This is a genomic window from Aneurinibacillus thermoaerophilus, from assembly GCF_900099925.1.
Lineage (GTDB): Bacteria > Bacillota > Bacilli > Aneurinibacillales > Aneurinibacillaceae > Aneurinibacillus > Aneurinibacillus thermoaerophilus.
In genome coordinates this window covers 1-2,145 of sequence record NZ_FNDE01000083.1, presented here as the reverse complement: position 1 = coordinate 2,145, position 2,145 = coordinate 1, and the positions used below count along the sequence as shown (strand labels likewise).

Here is a 2,145-nt window from a genome sequence, read left to right as displayed (position 1 = left end):
CCTTCTTTATCGGAGTAGAAAAGAGTGATATGTACACCTTCAGATTTAGCAATTTCAACTGCTGGGAGGAAGTCACTATCACCTGTAAGTATGGCAGCATGGGTGATTAATCGCTTGGTACTATGCATTACGAGGTCGGTTGCTAAATAAACATCTACACGTTTTTGTTCGTAAATAGCTCGTCCTTCATCATCAATTCCACGAAACGCAAGTTTTCCTTCGCGCACCGTAAAACAGTCTAAACGATTTAATTTTCTGAAGAACTTTTGTGCATTTGCAAATTGCGTTTTTTCTTCTTGCGTTGGATTCGCAGATTGGAATGGAAGGCAATGATAATAATAAGCGCGAATCAGTGGATGATCAGCTCGCATCGTTTCGTTTAACTTGCTGTAATCAATACGGGCTCTATTAAACTTCATCAGTATACTGTCTAGATAACCCCCATCAATAAAAAGAGCAATTCGATTTTGCACATGACTTCCCCCTCTTTCTATAACTATGCAAAAGGGAGGATGCCGTTATCTGAGCATCCTCCCTAAATCTCTTGTCCTGCCATCCCAGCGGAACAGCAGCGATTAATTCTAATGTCATTATACACCAACAGAGAAAAAAGTAAACAGTTCATTTGAGTTTATCTAAGTGCATATAGAAACTTATTTTCGTACTGTTATCGTTTAATTGATATTAGAGTTAATAGGGAGGATGTTTATGAAATTTTTCTCTTGTTCAGCTAAATAGTTGGCTTCGATTCGATTTTGTATATAAGTAAGACGATCACAAGCGTACTCATAAGAGACATCAAATTTAGCTGCCAGGCGCATGGGATGCCATTCATATAGCTCTAATTCTCTCAGCATGAAGAAAGGGCATCATTGCCAAGCTTGTGAATCGCTTAGCATCCATTTCCAAAAATTCGCGCCATGTGTGAGGCATCATGAACTGATCGCCTTCATGGCGCAACATGTGGCATAGCTCATGAAAAAAACGTTTCTTAAACTCAGATTTATTCAACCCTTCCGTCATTAAGATAACCCGAATTCCATCCTGTTCAGTAGAACGTGTCGGGCCGAAGGTAGGGAGTAGGAATACAGAGAAGATTCGTGTCAGGTTTTTAATGCTTAAATCTTGTGGAGTTAGAATACCATTTTGTTTATACAATTGCTCGATCCATGTTTCGGTTAGTCCTTGTCTATAGTATTTTAGCATGTCTCGTCCTCCCCCTGATAGCAACGCATGTTCTTATTTATCTGTAAAAAGAAGAGCCCTGTATGGGCTTTTTCTATTGTAATTTAACATTAAATTCAAAAGGTTTAATTTGCATATTAAAGTTATCGGAAGAGCCATCAGTGATTAATTTTATATCTCCGGCTTTAGGATCGATTGCCTTGAAAACAATAATGCCGTCAGAAGAAACACCAGGTAGAATATCACTTTGGATTTGTTTATAGTCACCTTCGAAATTCATTTCTGGCTCTAATTGAGTGCTGCCTTGAACTAACTTTGTAGCATGATTATAAAAATTAATTTTATCTTTTGATTCGTTTTTCACAGTTACATATACACGTGTTTCTTCTTTAGCGAATTCAATTTTTTCAACCTTCACTTTATATCCTTTCTGATTTTGTTCTTGGCCTACACTTATTGTTTTGAGAGCAGGAGCTACAGCAGTTATGTAATCTGTTTTTTCTACCAATTCAGCATCGATGATCGGAGCGCTAACTTCTGCACCAAAAGCATTCTTTCCTGTAAATTTATCTCGAACCACACCAACTACATGGATATAATCCCCGTCTTTAACTTGAAAGTTTGGATCGGCATAAGCAATCAATGTATTACCATTTGAACTTTTAGGGTCTGCCCAAGCTTGTATGTATGTTCCCTTTTCATCTTTTTCTGGCTCTCTAAAGACTTTAAGATAAAAGTCAACCTTACGCCCTTTGAATTTAGTAGGATCTGTGTACATCTGCGAGTATTCTTGTGTACTTAAAGGTGTTGCTTCCTTCTGGTTACTAGCAGTTGTTCCACTACCTCCGCCGCAACCAGACAAAGCAAGCGAGAGCGCAACTAAACTTGAAAACAATAAAGCTTTTTTCATAATAGTTTCCCCTCTTTCATATACCTTTACATTTATAGAAATATTTTCTC

At 37.8% G+C, this 2,145-nt stretch carries 3 protein-coding genes; all 3 read right to left on the bottom strand.

Translation table 11 applies throughout. The features are described 5' to 3' along the window. Positions 1-473 (bottom strand): NYN domain-containing protein (locus tag BLR88_RS18690; RefSeq protein WP_254778378.1); only part of this gene is annotated, 473 nt, incomplete at its 3' end. A 358-nt stretch (positions 474-831) separates the two neighbouring features. Then, positions 832-1,206, bottom strand: a complete 375-nt coding sequence (locus tag BLR88_RS18685) for an ImmA/IrrE family metallo-endopeptidase (RefSeq protein ID WP_091261612.1) — start codon at positions 1,204-1,206, stop codon at positions 832-834. Between the two features lie 73 nt (positions 1,207-1,279). Further along, positions 1,280-2,145 (bottom strand): DUF4352 domain-containing protein (locus BLR88_RS18680; protein WP_254778376.1); only part of this gene is annotated, 866 nt, incomplete at its 5' end.

Bases quoted from the DNA above. Each gene is read 5' to 3' on its own strand.
- BLR88_RS18685 (WP_091261612.1), bottom strand. From the start codon at position 1,206: ATGCTAAAATACTATAGACAAGGACTAACCGAAACATGGATCGAGCAA.